The organism is Paenarthrobacter sp. PH39-S1, assembly GCF_030063245.1.
In the GTDB taxonomy this organism is placed as follows: Bacteria; Actinomycetota; Actinomycetes; order Actinomycetales; family Micrococcaceae; genus Arthrobacter_M.
The window spans coordinates 1-13709 of record NZ_JASISR010000056.1 but is presented as its reverse complement, the minus strand read 5'-3'; the positions used below and the strand labels follow the sequence as shown (position 1 = coordinate 13709).

The window sequence follows — 13709 nt, the reverse complement described above, 5'->3', positions numbered from 1 at the left end:
CCCCACCCGCCCCACCCATCCCGCCCCGCCTCATCCCGGCGAGGCCACCCTGGTGAGTGCGTCATGGGGGCCTGGCGGTACCATCGCGGCGGGCCTCGGTTAGGATGGGCCGGTGACCACCGGAACCCTGCTCGCCGTCTGCCGCGTCCACGAACTGCGTCCGGACGTTGGCAACGGCGTGACCGCCATTGATAAACGGCCGGTGGGGGTCGCAGTGAAGGTCCGAACGTTGGGGCTGTACGGCGATGTCCAGGTGGACCGGAAGCATCACGGCGGGGCGGACAAGGCGCTCTACGCCTACTCTCAGCAGGAGGCGGAATTCTGGGCTGCGGAGCTCGGCCGCGAGGTGCCGCCCGGGATGTTCGGGGAAAATCTGCGCACCGCCGGGATCGAGACCACGCGGGCAGTGATTGGGGAACGCTGGAAAATCGGCGCCTCCGTCATTGCCGAGGTCACGATGGCCCGCACACCCTGTGCCACCTTTCAACGCCGTATGCGCGAGCCGCGTTGGGTCAAGCGGTTCACCGACGTGGGGCTGATCGGCACATACCTGCGGGTGGTCACCAAGGGCGCGATTCAGGCCGGCGATGAAATCACCGTGATTTCCAGACCGGCACATGGCATCACCGTTGGAAAGTTCTTCAGCAGTCCGACGGCGGATGACGTAAGGACACTGACGAAACTGCACGACGACGGCGAGCTGCAATTGGCGCGTGCGCTCCGTCCGTATTTCGAAAAGATCCTCCGCGCGGACTCCTGACGTGGCGGCGCTCGACAGCGAATCCTGACTCGCCGGTAACGGGGGAGGCATGTGCGCAACCTCACGGTGCACCCACAGGCTTCGGGGTTTGCCGCCGTGACACCATATAGTACACTTGAAATATCCCCCACTCCGGTATCTCCTTTATCTTTCTGCCCAATTCTTGAGGCAGAAGTCGCAGTGTATGGGTCCCGCAAGCAGCAAGCGGGGTTGTTCAGTTCATTAGGGGATCGCCGGCAAAGAAAACGCCATACGGCAGCAGCTCACAGCTGTTGCCCGTCACCGCGCAAGCGGTACGCAGCTATGGCGAGAGGTCCTGCCACGGGATGGTCATGGCGGCTGGATTTCTTTGTAATGCGGCATCCACGCCGCCTGGCCCTATGTGAATGAGGAATCTTCCCCATGCCCGAAAACTTGCCCGAAACCACCGCCACCAGCAACCCGGTCGTCAGCGTGAACACCGAGTCCGATGAACACGAAATGCGCTTTGCGGACATGGGAATCGACTCCCGCGTCCTCGCCGCACTCAGCGACGTCGGCTACGAAAAGCCCTCTGCCATCCAGGCAGCCACCATACCGGTGCTGCTGGAAGGCCGCGACGTCGTCGGACTGGCGCAGACCGGAACCGGTAAGACCGCAGCGTTCGCCGTCCCCGCACTGTCCCGGATGGCCGATCTGATGGCCATCAACGGTCCGTCCAAGGCCACCCAGATCCTGGTGCTGGCACCGACCCGCGAACTGGCCCTCCAGGTCGCCGAGGCCTTTTCCTCCTACGCCGCGCACCTGGACGAATTCAGCGTGCTGCCCGTCTACGGCGGCTCCGCCTACGGCCCGCAGCTGGCTGGCCTGCGCCGCGGCGCGCAGGTCGTCGTCGGCACGCCCGGACGCGTCATTGACCACCTGTCCAAGGGTTCCCTGGACCTGTCCAACCTGCAGTACCTGGTCCTGGATGAGGCCGATGAAATGCTGCGGATGGGCTTCGCCGAGGACGTCGAGCAGATCCTCTCGCAGACCCCGGAGAACAAGCAAGTAGCGCTTTTCTCCGCGACCATGCCGTCAGCGATCCGCCGGATTGCCAAGAAGTACCTGAACAACCCCGCAGAAATCTCCGTCAAATCCAAGACCACCACGGGCGAGAACACCCGCCAGCGCTACCTGCAGGTCATGGGCCCGCACAAGCTGGACGCGCTGACCCGCGTGCTTGAGGTTGAGGAGTTCGACGGCGTCATCGCCTTTGTGCGCACCAAGATGGCTACCGAGGAACTCGCGGACAAGCTCAAATCCCGCGGCTTCCTGGCCGCCGCCATCAACGGCGACATCCCGCAGCAGCAGCGCGAGCGCACCATCGAGGCCCTGCGCGACGGCAAGATCGACGTTCTCGTGGCCACCGACGTCGCGGCCCGCGGCCTTGACGTCGAGCGCATCAGCCACGTCGTCAACTACGACATCCCGCATGACACCGAGTCTTACGTGCACCGGATCGGCCGCACCGGCCGCGCCGGCCGCAGTGGAGATGCGATCCTGTTCATGACCCCGCGGGAGAAATACCTGCTGCGTTCCATCGAAAAGGCCACCCGCCAGCCGGTGGAGCAGATGCACCTGCCCAGCGCAGAGACCATCAACGGACTGCGCCTTGGCAAGTTTGCGGACAAGATCACCGAGACCCTCTCCTCCAAGGACGTCTCCAAATTCCGTGACCTGATCTCCCGCTACGAGGAAGAGCATGATGTCCCCGCCGCGGAGATCGCCGCCGCGCTGGCCGTGATGGCTCAGGGCGGCCAGCCGCTGCTCGTCAACGATCTGCCGGCAGCACCGGAGTACCAGCAGCGTGAGCGCTCCAAGGACGGCTTCGGCTCCCGCGGACCGACACGCACACTGACCGCGGGCAACGCCACGTACCGGATCGCCGTCGGACGCCGCCAGCGCGTCATGCCCGGCTCCATCGTCGGCGCCATCGCCAACGAGGGCGGCCTGTCGTCGGCACAAATCGGCGGCATCGATATCCGCTCGGACCACACCCTGGTCGAGCTGCCCGCCGAGCTGAGCGCCGACCAGTTGCGTGCCCTGAGCCGGACCCGGATCGGCGGCGAGCTGATCCACCTCGAACTGGACAAGGGCCGCAGCCCGCGTTCCGAGCGCGAAGGCGGCGGCGGTTACAAGGGCCGCAGCCAGGGTGGTTACCAGGGCGGGGACCGAAACGACCGCGGACAGGGTGGCTTCAAAAAGAAGTACGACGGCGACCGCAGCTCCGGTCAGGGCGGTTACCAGGGCGGCGGCGAGCGCACCCACAACCGCACCTCCGAGTCCGGATATGCCGGGCACACCGCGAACGGTGCAGGAGACCGCAAGCCGCGCCACGGTGGCAAGGAAGCCGGCGCCGCCGACTTCAACCGCAAGGGCAAATGGTAAAACGCAACAGCTCGGCGAGCTACGCAGTTCGGGTGAGCTAAGCAGTTCAACGATTTAGGGGTCCGGAACCGTCAGGTTCCGGACCCCATCCTTTTAAGCTGTGTTCACTTAAGTTAAGGTATGTCTGTTAACGCACGCTGCTGAAGGCTGTCAGTCGACCTTGGCGCTGCGGCCACGGGTGAGCGAGAGCAGCTCCTTGTAGTCGGTCGGGAAGACGCTGTGCGGCGTGCCGGCGGATGCCCAGAGCATCGGGTAATCCGCCAGCGTCTCGTCGACCACCGTTTCAACTCGTACCGGATGGCCCACCGGCGCCACACCCCCGATGGCCTGACCCGTCGCCGCACGCACTTGCTCCGGAGTTGCGCGGTGGATCTTTCCCCGTTCGAGCCCGGTCGCCAGTGCCTTGGTGTCCACCCGATGGCTGCCGCTGGTCAGCACGAGCAGCGGGCCGCCGTCGCACATAAATACCAGTGAGTTCGCGATGGCGCCAACCTCGCAGCCCAGAGCCTGCGCAGCCTCCACCGCCGTGCGGGTGGAGTCCGGCAGCACGCGCACCTGCCCCAGTGCCCCGGCCTCGCGGAGCGCATCCGCAACGCTTTGACTGCTGTGTGAGAGCCGTTCCTTGCCCATCGGTCCTCCTTATGAATAGCTAGCCCCGTTGACGGAACCTAACACGTCGCGGCGGACCACGCATTACGGCTCTGGAGACCTTCTGGCGGAAATGACGCCCATCCCCGCCAATGACGGCGGCGTCCCTTGTCATTGGCGGGGACGGGCGTCATAAGTGCCCGGGCCGAGCTGCTTGCAGTGAAGAGTGCATCGGCGTGGGAAGCCACTGCCGCCTGGCCATGCGTCGGTGACCCGCGAGCGGACGTCTTGACGCGGCTATCACGCAGTAATCGTCCTGCCCGTTGGCGGTGTCAGTCACGCGACGTACGATCGGGTTAGGTCACGACGAGGGCGTAGTCGTCTGGTTCCGGCGCACTCCTGGCTTGCGCGGAACTGCGCAGTGAAAGGTTCATCCGATGGGTTTTCTGGAAGACGCAAAGAGAAAGGTGAAGGACGCGCTGAACACGGGTTTCGGACCCGGCCGCGAACGGCAAGCATCGCCGGCAGGTGGTGGCGCCGGCGTCGAACCTCTCCTTGGACCGGCCGATCCCACCGGATCCGCGACGGGACGTACGATGGAAGCGGAGAATGCGGACAGACACGGTGACTAAGACCCTGTGTCACGGGCGGGTGCGTCCGTGCGGATTTCGCAGTTGGGAAATCCGCTGGTAAAGTTTTCTTTCGTTGCCCCCCTAGCTCAGTGGTAGAGCGCGTTCTTGGTAAGAACGAGGTCACCGGATCGATTCCGGTGGGGGGCTCTGAATGAGAGGCTCGTGTCAAGGCGGTTTTGGCCGGCTGGCATGGGCCGCACTCATTTACGGCGGTGTAGCTCAGTTGGTTAGAGCGCACGACTCATAATCGTGAGGTCGGGAGATCGAGTCTCCCCACCGCTACCGAAAAGAACCCCCGGAATCCGCGTGATTCCGGGGGTTCTTTTCTGCGTGTTGAGCCGCATTTTCTGCGGCAGGGGCACTTCCCAATAAAGTTAAGACTGTGACGGCGGATGTAAATCCAAGACGGCGGACGGTGTTGCTTCCCACCGTAGAGTATCCCGAAATCCGGAAGGCGAACTTTCCATGAGCAGCAGCCCGGCGATGGCGCGCAGACTGGGAACGGTCGATGCTGTCATGATCGGGCTGGGGTCCATGATTGGTGCCGGCGTCTTTGTGGCGTTCACCCCGGCTGCGGAATCGGCCGGGTCAGGTCTGCTCATCGGACTGGCCGTTGCTGCCTTCGTGGCGTTCTGCAATGCAACATCCTCGGCGCAGCTCGCGACGGTATACCCGGTATCGGGCGGCACCTATGTTTACGGGCGGGAGCGCTTGGGACCGTGGCCCGGGTTCCTTGCTGGCTGGGGGTTCGTGATCGGCAAAACAGCCAGCAGCGCGGCGATGGCGCTGACCTTTGCTGCGTATGCTGCCCCGGTAGGCTGGGAGCGGCCGGTGGCCATTGCCGCCGTTGTGCTGCTGGCCATGGTCAACTACCACGGAGTGACCCGCACCGCCGCGCTGACGCGCGTAATCGTCGTCGGCGTTCTGATCGCGTTGGCCGTCATTGTGGCAGCGATCTGGGCGTCCGGTGCGGGGGATGCGTCCCGAATCACTGGCGGCGGGCTCCTCTCCCACGGCTGGTACGGGATCCTGCAGTCAGCAGGCCTGCTGTTCTTTGCGTTCGCGGGTTACGCCCGCATTGCCACGATGGGGGAGGAGGTCCGTGAACCGCGGCGGACCATCCCGCGGGCAATCGTCATTGCCTTGGGGATCACCGTCGTCGTCTACGCCGTGATCGCCGTTACGGTGCTGTCCTCGCTGGGCCCGGCGGGTGTGGCGGAATCGCCGGTGCCACTGGCTGCCGCGGTTTCTTCCGGTACGTGGTCGGGCATGGCTCCGGTGGCGCGAATCGGAGCGGCGCTGGCTTCTCTCGGCGCCTTGCTGGCGCTGATCGCCGGGTTGGGCAGAACCAGCCTCGCCATGGCACGCGAATCCGACCTGCCGCGCTGGCTGGCCGCGGTCCATCCCCGCTACAAGGTACCGCACCGGGCGGAAGTTCTGCTCGCCGTGGTGATCTGCGCCGTCATCCTTGTCACGGATCTGCGCGGCGCCATCGGGTTCTCCTCCTTCGGAGTACTGATCTACTATCTGGTGGCCAACATCGCCGCCTATACGCAGCCGCGGCAGGACCGGCGCTATCCTAAGGCCCTGCAGGTCGTGGGCGCGCTGGCGTGCGTAGTATTGGTGGCTACGCTGCCGCTGATCTCGGTGAGTGCCGGACTGACCATGTTTGCCGTCGGAATCCTTTACCGCGTCCTGCGGTTGTGGGCGCTGAAGGTGCGATGACTGTTCAGGCGAACCGAGGGGCCGGTGGATCTGCAGAACGGCCGGGATGACCGAGGTCAGCGAACTTGGCGGTCTTCACGGCGCCGGTGCACGACCAAGGGGGCGGGCCGCGAGCCGAGCGTGGATAGCGCCGCCTGTTCGGGCCGGAAGTGCCGGCGGAGTCATAATGTCAGTGGCTGGTGGCAATGTTGAGTTATGGACGGTTCAGCAGGAGCACCGGGCACACCGGGCGGGTCAGAAGCGCAGCCGACGACGGCCGCGCTGCTCGCCGCTCTGGTCCTGCCGGAGGGCTCCGAGTCTGCGCTGGGCGCCCACCAGCCGTATCCGCCCCATCCGGGCTATCCGGAGCGCCGGCGGGGCTCCGGGGTTTTGAATCCGGATTTCGAGGCCGGCGTCGCGGCCGCGGACGAGTGGCTGAGCGCGGAGGAAGCAATCTACAACGGTTCCGTGGATGCGCTCATCCAGTGGGGGCGGCTGGAAGCCCGCGTTGCGGCCGGGAAGGCGCGTGAGATTGAGCGTCTCGATGCTGCCAGCGATCGGATCAGCAGGGGGCTGGGCCTGGACTGGTGGCAGCGGCAGGAGGCTGCGGCGTCCACCGCAGCCGAGCTGGCCGCCGCGCTGTGCGTCCCCGAAGCCGCCGCGAACGGGCTGCTCTCGGAGAGCTTCATTTTAGTTCATGAGAGGCCCCGGACTCTTCAGGCGCTGGCGGCGGGGGATCTGTCATACCGACATGCCGAGGTCATTCTCGATGAGGTTGGGTCCCTGACAGCTGCGGCGGAACCCGGCATCCCCGCCTGCGTGGCAGCGGAGTTTGAATCCCGTCTGCTGGCCTTAGCCCCGGGACTGACCGTGCCGAAGTTTAAGGCCAAAGCGCGGAAGTGGCGGGAACGGGAGCACCCGGAAACGATGGTTTCCCGGCATAAGGCCGCCGTGACGCAACGCCGGCTTCAGCTGACGCCGGACCGGGACGGGATGTCCTACCTGTCCGCGTATTTGCCTGCCCCTACTGCCCAAGGTATCTGGAACCGGGCTACCAGAGCTGCCCGCTCTGCACAGGGTCCCGAGGAACCCAGAACACTGACTCAGTTACGGGTCGACATTGCTGCTGGTTGGATGCTGAACGGTCAAGGCTCACCGGCGGGTCCGATAGCTGCTGACGGCACAGCTGCCGATGGTTCAGCCGTTGGTAGCGCAGCCGACGAGGCAGAGAACGACGATCTCGATGATGCGAATTCGGGAACCGGGAGCCCTGACGGGTGCCCTTCTCCCCAGGCGCAGATCCTGGTTACCATCCCCGTCTTCGCCTTGATGGGATTGACCGATGAACCGGCCGAACTCGAAGGCTACGGCCCGATTCCCCCGGATCTGGCCCGCAAACTCGCCGCCGAATGCCCCGAAATCATCAGGCTCCTCATCCACCCGCACACCGGGGAACCCCTCGCCATCGGAAGAGACCGCTACCGGGTTTCGAAACGGCTACGGACTTGGTTGCGTGCCCGGGATCAGACGTGCACGTTCACCGGCTGCAACACGGTAACTGCCGATACACAGCTCGATCACATCACCGGCTGGGAACACGGTAGCGGGACGTCTGAAGATGAGCTCACGGATGAGTGTAAAAAGCATCATCTGATCAAACACTTCAAAGACGGTAAGGACTGCCACGGCAAAAGGAAAGGCAAGTTCGCAACGTGTGATGGAACATCAGCCGATGGGGAAACCTGCGTTGGCGATCCGCCCGGACAGCGCATGCGGGGTTGGACCCCGTCGATGACTAATACCGGTCAAACGGCGTGGACGTCACCGGCCGGGCGGTTCTACCCGCCCCCGCCACCGGACCACCACCCGCCGCGGCTTCCGGAACTCATGGCCCACTCGACGCAGTCATGGGACGTGGCGCCGCCAGGAACGGCACCGCCATGGGATCCGTGTAACGATGCCGGGTACCGCGCCTTGTTTCTCGTTGATTGCGAGGTGCCTGGTGATCCTGAGGGCCGCGGACCTGTCGTAGAAGGCCGGTACTGATCCTGACCGCGGCCGGCGCTCCGTACAGAGTAACTTTGTAGTGGCCGCTGGCATCGTCTGAGCCAGCAGCCGACTAATTCCACCCGACCCGGGAAGGCGGCACTGTGGAACAGCTGGCGCTCATAGTTGGACTGCTCTTTGCCACGGTTGTCGCCGCCGGCCTGGGGGACCGGCTGCGGCTTCCCTACCCGGTTCTGATGCTGATTCTTTCCGCTGCGCTCACCTTCATACCGGGCTTTCCCGATCTGCAGATCGCCCCGGAACTGATCCTGCCGATCTTCCTGCCGCCGCTGCTTTTTGCCACGGCGCAGAAGAGTTCCTGGGCCGTGTTCCGGATCCGCTGGCGGACGCTGCTGCTGATGGCGGTTGCCCTCGTCGTGGTGTCGACCGCCGTGGTGGCCGGAGCCGCCTGGCTGCTGATCCCCGGGATCGGGATTCCGGCTGCCATCGCGCTCGGTGCCATGGTGGCCCCGCCGGATCCTGTGGCCGTGGAATCAGTATCCGCCCGCGTGCACATGCCCCGCCGGCTGAACACCATCCTGCAGAGCGAGGGACTGTTCAACGACGCGGCAGCCATCGTAATCTTCCAGGCTGCCGCCATGGCCACCGTCTCCGGATCGAAAATCGGACCGGACGTCGCTCTTAAGTTTGTGCTCGGAGCCGCCATTGCCGTGGTGGTCGGCATAGCGATGGGCTGGATCACGGCGCTGATGACCCGGCTGATCCAATCCACGGTGGCGCGCAGCGCGGTAACCCTGGTCGTTCCGTTTGCCGCGTACATCCTGGCCGAGGAGGTGCACGCGTCCGGCGTGATCGCGGTCGTCGTCACCGCGCTGGAACTGAAGCGCCACGCCCGGGCGGAGGACGCGGCGGAACGGATTACCCGTGCCGCGTTCTGGGATGTGGTGGAACTGCTCGCGACCGGGCTTGCCTTTGGACTGGTGGGCCTGGCGATCAAGCGGGTGATCGATGAGGAAGGAACCGCGGTTTTCGCCATGGCCGTGCCAGCCGTCGTGGTCTGCGTGCTGGTGATCGTGGTCCGCGTGCTCTGGCTGACGATGGTGGCCCAGATGATCAAGAAGCGTGGCACTGAGCTGTCCAGAGTTTCCTTCAAGGATGTGATCGTCCTGTCCTGGTGCGGCATGCGAGGGCTGGCCACGCTGGCGCTGGCTTTGGCCTTGCCGCTAACGCTGGACGACGGAAGCGACTTCCCCGGGCGGCACGAGATCATCGTGATCGCCTGCGCGGTGCTGCTGGCCACGCTGGTGCTTCCTGGGCTGACCCTGCCGTGGCTGATGCGCGTCTTGAAGGCGTCCGATGATCCGTCGGTGCAGCGCGACGCGGCCCGCATTCTGGCCCGCCGGGCACAATCCGCGGCGAAGGCTGCGTTGAAAAACAATGAACTCGTGAAGGAACTCCCGCCGGAGAAGGTCAAACTGGTCCGGGAGCGGATGACGCGGCTGTATGGGGAGCTGACGGACGGCTCGGGGGCCCAGGCGACTGTGGCCAATGACGGCGGCAAGCCGGACGAGGCCGCGGCGCGGGAGCTGCGCGCGCGCAGCCGAGAGCTGGTCGTGGCCGTACAGACCATAGCATTGGACGCCGCCCGGCAGGAGATCATCGAGGCACGGAATGAGCCCGGCACGGATCCGGAAGCGGCGGACCACGTGCTGCGGCAGTTGGATCTGCGGACCATGATCATGCCGGAGTAGGTCGGCGCCCCGTTGCTGTGAAGCGCGAGTTAATTTGCACGTACAGATCGGACGTGATTCCGGTCTCGACGGATCACGCAGGAGCACCGGCTGGTCTATTCATTCGACTCCTCGCAGCTGATTATCTGGCAATGCCGTTACCACTACTGACCGCGTGGCTACGGGGTGCGCCGTAGAGTTCGTGCAACGCACTCAGGCCCGCGGTGAGCGAACGGCGGGAACGCCGTCGAGCCCTGGCCATGTACCGTGAAAAACAGCTAAAATAGCAGTTTCGGAACCCTCTCTCCCAGGAATCCTCATGTCTTTTGACGCCAGCACGCAAACCGGCGCGCCCGCAGCCGCAACTACCAAAATGCCCAGGGAATCCGTCGCGGTGATTGCGACGCTTCTGGTGGCGACGTTTGTGGTGATCCTCAACGAAACCATCATGAACGTCGCACTGCCGCGCCTGATGGACAACCTGAACGTCTCCGCATCCACCATCCAGTGGCTCTCCACCGGCTTCATGCTCACCATGGCCGTTGTCATCCCGACCACGGGATTTGTGCTGCAGCGGCTGACCACGCGGACCGTGTTTCTGCTGGCGATGGGCGCGTTTTGCACCGGCACGGCGCTGGCGGCACTGGCGCCCGGTTTTGAGGTACTGCTGCTGGCCCGGGTGATTCAGGCGGTGGGGACGGCCACCATGCTGCCGCTGCTGATGACCACGATTCTGACTCTGGTACCGCTGGAACGGCGCGGCTTGGTGATGGGCAATGTGACCATCGCCATTTCGGTGGCGCCGGCACTGGGCCCGACGGTTTCCGGGTTGATTCTGCAGGTGCTGTCCTGGCGGTTCATGTTCATTTTCGTACTGCCGATTGCCCTGCTGGCCCTCGCCATTGGTGCCAAATACCTGACGAACATCGGCGAAAAGGAAGTCAATAAGCTCGACGTTTTCTCGGTGGTCCTCACCGTGCCGGCGTTCGGCGGCGTGGTCTACGGCCTGAGCCGGATCGGCGGCCAGGGCGACGGCGGATCCAACGTCCCGGCGCTCGCCGCCTTGGTCGTCGGCATAGTGTGCCTGGTGGCCTTTGTGCTTCGCCAGCTGAGCCTGCAGAAAAGCGGAGCCCCGTTGCTTGATCTGGCAGCGTTCAGGTTCCGGATGTTCACCGTCTCGACCGTGCTGATGGTGGTGGCGATGATGGCGCTGTTCGGTAGCGTGATTTTGCTGCCCATTTACCTCCAACAGGTCCATCACCTCGAAAGTGTCACCACCGGTCTGGTGCTTCTGCCGGGTGGCTTGGCGATGGGGTTGCTGGGCCCGGTGGTGGGGCGCCTCTACGACAGGATCGGACCGTTGCCGCTGACCGTGTCCGGGTCGGTGCTCATGGTGCTGTGCCTGTGGCAGTTCTCCATGCTGGCGGCGCAGACCCCGGTCTGGTGGATCGTGACGGTATATATGGCGCTCAGTGCCGGTCTGGCGCTGCTGTTCACTCCGGCCTTTACCTCCGGCCTGAATCCCCTCCCGCCGCATTTGTACTCGCACGGCTCGGCGATCATGAGCACGCTGCAGCAGGTGGCCGGGGCTGCGGGCACGGCCCTGCTGGTTTCCGTCTTTGCCCTCGCCACCCTTGCCTCCGGCGAGGAAGCCGGAATCCGCACGGCGTTCCTGGTAGCCGCCGTCATCGCCGTTGCCGCCGTCGTCCTCTCCGCGATGATGCGCAAGGAAAAGCCGCGGACGGCGGAGTAGCCCGCCACGTGTGGGAGGCGCCCCCGCCACACGGGCGCGGAATAGTCGCCGCGGCCCCGACGGATATACGGTAGATCTATGTCTTCCACCGTCGGCAACACCGCCCCTCCCGCCAATAATGTCCGTTCCCGCAATATTCCCGCAGACATCGCCAGGTCCTGGCTCCTGGTCCCGGCGACCAAGCCCGAGATCTTTGACGATGCGGCGTCGTCGCGGGCGGACGCCATTGTGCTTGACATCGAGGACGCCGTTGACCCGGTCAACAAGCCCTCGGCGCGGACGGCGGTCATCGATTGGCTGCGCAACGGCGGGCAGGCATGGGTGCGGATCAATGACGTCCACTCGGATTTCTGGGCTGACGATGTGGCAGGTCTGCGCAATGTTCCCGGGCTGCTGGGGGTCATGCTCGCCAAGACGGAGAACGCGGAGCAGGTCAAGGAGACCTATCACCGGCTGGACGGTAAAAGCCGTGTGCTGGCGTTGGTGGAATCTGCAGTCGGGATCGAGGAAGCGAATCACATCGCGCGGGCAGAGGGCGCATTCCGGTTGGCCTTCGGTTCCGGTGACTTCCGCCGGGACACGGGGATGAGCGCGGACCGCGAAGCGATGGCCTATCCCCGTGCCAAGCTGGTGGTGGCGAGCCGAGTCGGGAACCTTCCCGGTCCCATCGACGGGCCCACGGTGGGCACCAACCACCCGATTCTGCGCGAGCAGTCTGCCATCACTGTCGCGATGGGGATGACGGGGAAGCTCTGCCTGGCCACGGATCAGACCACGATCATTAACGAGGTCATCAGCCCTACCCCCACCGACGTTGCCTGGGCTTCGGACTTCATGGCGGATTTCGATGCCCGCGGCGGCGTGATCCGGGATGGTTCGGATCTGCCGCGGCTCGGGCGTGCCGAGAAGATCATCAAGCTGGCCGTAGCCTTCGGCGTCCAGCCGGCGGTCTGATCAGGCGTGGCCGTCGGGCCAGTCACAGTGGCCGCGCCCGCCGCGCCCGGCCGGGTGAGTGGTGGCATCTGCCCCTGGAGCGGAGGTTGAAGGGCCAGATGTCCCGACTCGACGGAGTGGATCCGGGGTTAGCGGTGGTGGCATGCTGATCCGCGGGGTGGTGTGGGACGCAACCGGACCATCGCTGTCCTGCACAACGGACGACGGCGATGCTGCCGTCCCGTTGTCGGCCGGCCAATGGCTGCGGTTCGGTGTTCACTACGGGCCGCGGCAGTGCGTGGGCTCCTTTGTCGTGCAGGGGCCGACGGTGTCCGTGCATCGTCGCTGTCCGGAATCGGCCGCCGCGGAGCGGGGCTACCAGTGCGGACGGTGTTTTGCCCGCGATGATTTCCGCTATATGCATGACTTTCACCGCAGCGGCATCGCGCCCGCCGGGCTCAGGGCGTATCTGGGCCAGCCGCACTGGCTTTACATTGCGACCTTTGCCGACGGGGCCACGAAGGTCGGCACGGCATCGCAACGCAGCAAATGGAGCAGGCTCGCGGAGCAGGGTGCGGTGCTGGCGCAGTACGTCGCACTCGCTGACGACGGCCGCATCGTCCGGCAGCTGGAAGACCTGGTCACCGCGAATCTGGGGCTGACGCAGCACATCAGATCCGCGGCGAAGGCGGCGGCGCTGCTGGAGCCGTTGCCGGCCGCTGAACTGGCCGCAGTCAACGGCCGCCACGCCGGTGCCGTCAGGGAAATTCTGCGGGGCGTCGGGATGGCGGGCTTCCAAACCGTAAGGGAAGGCTGGGACCGGCCGGCTCTCGCGGCCGGACTGGCCGATCCGGGCGCCGCGCCGCGGGAGCGTCGGCACGCTTATCCGTCGACCTTGGACGACGGCGGGCACGGGCTGTTGATCAGGGCCATGCTGGGCGGTTACGTGCTGGCCGGTATGGATGGCATCGATTCGGACTTCGTGGCCAACCTGGGCCAGCTCAAGGGCAGACGCATCACCCTTGGCCACCACCGTTCCGCAGTCCCTATCGTCCAGGATTCCCTCTTCTGACCCGGATCCGCGAGTAAGAACTTTTTGACAGGGGTGTGTTAAACCGAACAAGTGCCCCTTGAGCTGGGAAAATAGTAGTTGCGAAGCCAAAATTTTCCAGACAGAGAAGGACACCTGTTCA

General features: G+C 64.9%; 10 protein-coding genes and 2 tRNA genes. 11 read left to right on the top strand and 1 reads right to left on the bottom strand.

Annotation, left to right across the window (positions count from 1 at the left end; translation table 11 throughout):
• Nucleotides 1-112 precede the first annotated feature (112 nt).
• A complete protein-coding gene (locus QMG52_RS20440; RefSeq protein WP_283562256.1) occupies nucleotides 113-760 on the top strand; it encodes an MOSC domain-containing protein in 648 nt (215 codons plus the stop codon).
• 402 nt (nucleotides 761-1162) lie between these two features.
• Nucleotides 1163-3169, top strand: coding sequence for a DEAD/DEAH box helicase (locus QMG52_RS20435; RefSeq protein ID WP_283562255.1), 2007 nt, complete (start codon nucleotides 1163-1165; stop codon nucleotides 3167-3169).
• A gap of 150 nt (nucleotides 3170-3319) precedes the next feature.
• Here the strand turns inward: QMG52_RS20435 and QMG52_RS20430 are convergent, their stop codons facing one another.
• Nucleotides 3320-3799, bottom strand: coding sequence for a YbaK/EbsC family protein (locus QMG52_RS20430; RefSeq protein WP_283562254.1), 480 nt, complete (start codon nucleotides 3797-3799; stop codon nucleotides 3320-3322).
• 665 nt (nucleotides 3800-4464) lie between these two features.
• Here QMG52_RS20430 and QMG52_RS20425 point away from each other — a divergent pair.
• The 9 genes from QMG52_RS20425 to QMG52_RS20385 all read left to right on the top strand — a co-directional run bounded on the left by QMG52_RS20425 (nucleotide 4465) and on the right by QMG52_RS20385 (nucleotide 13588).
• Nucleotides 4465-4536, top strand: a tRNA-Thr gene (locus QMG52_RS20425).
• Nucleotides 4537-4597: 61 nt separating this feature from the next.
• A tRNA-Met gene (locus tag QMG52_RS20420) sits at nucleotides 4598-4671 on the top strand.
• A gap of 183 nt (nucleotides 4672-4854) precedes the next feature.
• Nucleotides 4855-6114 carry an APC family permease gene (locus tag QMG52_RS20415; RefSeq protein ID WP_283562253.1) on the top strand — a complete coding sequence of 420 codons (1260 nt, stop codon included), beginning with the start codon at nucleotides 4855-4857 and terminating at the stop codon, nucleotides 6112-6114.
• Between the two features lie 195 nt (nucleotides 6115-6309).
• Nucleotides 6310-8139, top strand: coding sequence for an HNH endonuclease signature motif containing protein (locus tag QMG52_RS20410; protein WP_283562252.1), 1830 nt, complete (start codon nucleotides 6310-6312; stop codon nucleotides 8137-8139).
• A gap of 104 nt (nucleotides 8140-8243) precedes the next feature.
• Nucleotides 8244-9851, top strand: a complete 1608-nt coding sequence (locus QMG52_RS20405; protein ID WP_283562251.1) for a Na+/H+ antiporter — start codon at nucleotides 8244-8246, stop codon at nucleotides 9849-9851.
• 72 nt (nucleotides 9852-9923) lie between these two features.
• Nucleotides 9924-10001: a type II toxin-antitoxin system YoeB family toxin gene (locus tag QMG52_RS20400; RefSeq protein WP_283562257.1), complete on the top strand. Its 78-nt coding sequence runs from the start codon at nucleotides 9924-9926 to the stop codon at nucleotides 9999-10001.
• Nucleotides 10002-10149: 148 nt separating this feature from the next.
• On the top strand, nucleotides 10150-11583 hold the full coding sequence (locus QMG52_RS20395; protein WP_283562250.1) for a DHA2 family efflux MFS transporter permease subunit: 1434 nt from the start codon (nucleotides 10150-10152) through the stop codon (nucleotides 11581-11583).
• 78 nt (nucleotides 11584-11661) lie between these two features.
• Nucleotides 11662-12537: an HpcH/HpaI aldolase/citrate lyase family protein gene (locus QMG52_RS20390; RefSeq protein WP_283562249.1), complete on the top strand. Its 876-nt coding sequence runs from the start codon at nucleotides 11662-11664 to the stop codon at nucleotides 12535-12537.
• A 142-nt stretch (nucleotides 12538-12679) separates the two neighbouring features.
• Nucleotides 12680-13588, top strand: coding sequence for a DUF2797 domain-containing protein (locus tag QMG52_RS20385; RefSeq protein ID WP_283562248.1), 909 nt, complete (start codon nucleotides 12680-12682; stop codon nucleotides 13586-13588).
• Nucleotides 13589-13709 lie beyond the last annotated feature (121 nt).